The organism is Bacillus sp. LR--39, from assembly GCF_053613335.1.
In genome coordinates, this window is record NZ_JBSIOT010000434.1 from 1 (window position 1) to 971 (window position 971).

A 971-nucleotide genomic window follows, 5' to 3' on the forward strand; every position below is an offset into this window, starting at 1 on the left:
GCCGCTTGCGCAAACAGAACCGGCTGCTGTTTGCCCTCTGCTTTCAGCACCCGCTCCGCAAGCAGAAGGTTTTCTCCTTTTGCCTGTAGCCCAGCTTGTTTCAACAGTTTTTTCACTTTGCCGTTCCAATGTTTGTCCACGCCGATAACAATCGTCGGCTTATCGATTTTTTTCAGTTCAGATTCCGTGACATACGCAATACTGACACTGCTGTCCACCGTTTTCAAATAGCCTTCTGTTTTAACAGCAGCATCTATTTCTGCTGAACTTGGGTTATCCGGAATGACGATAGCTGTTTCTTCCGCTGTATTTCCAGATTGGGCGAAAGGATACGGATAATGGTCCAGCGACGTTCCCTTCGCTTCACTGCTGTCAGCAAGTGTCAGCCGGCTGTCCGGATAAATTTTGATCCAGTTGCCTGATGTATCCTGTCTGACGCACACGCCCTCTTTCATTACGCCGTAGAATTTCAGCGATACGTTGTGATAGCCTTGCGCAGACTGGCTTTTATTCAGATTCAGCTTCACTGTTTTCCGTTTGGAATCACCATCAAGCTTTAACGTCTTGACCGGTTCATCATCAATGACAGCCGTTAACGATGATGGAGAAATTAAAAGATTTGATGCCTCGTATTCGATTACCAATTGCTGATTGCCCGAAGAGGCGCCTGCCGGGATCTGATACGTCAGCTCTGCGCTGTCTTTTGATCCATACAGTGTAATCAGCTCGCTTGTAAGCACCTGCTGTTTGGCTTGTTCTTGGCTGCTTTTCCCGAGGAGCGAACCACTGACCTGTACGTCTTTGGCAAGAGCCGTTTGTCCAGTCATCGCCAGCAGCAAGAAGCTTGTGAGAAAAATCATTATTTGTTTCAAAAAGGTCACCCGCTTTTATGTTGATTGTATCGTTCTGTCTTGTACCATTTGACCTCTTGCTTGAATAAACGGTGCTTGATTTCTACGAATAAAGAGTAG

The 971-nt window shown here is 46.5% G+C and carries 2 protein-coding genes; both read right to left on the bottom strand.

Going from position 1 to position 971, the window contains the following annotated elements; all coding sequences use genetic code 11:
* Nucleotides 1-872, bottom strand: an 872-nt coding sequence (locus ACWHAR_RS23850) for a cellulose biosynthesis cyclic di-GMP-binding regulatory protein BcsB (protein WP_452088037.1), incomplete at its 3' end; no start/stop codon positions are given.
* Between the two features lie 5 nt (nucleotides 873-877).
* On the bottom strand, nucleotides 878-971 hold a 94-nt coding region (locus ACWHAR_RS23855; protein WP_452088038.1), incomplete at its 5' end, for a hypothetical protein.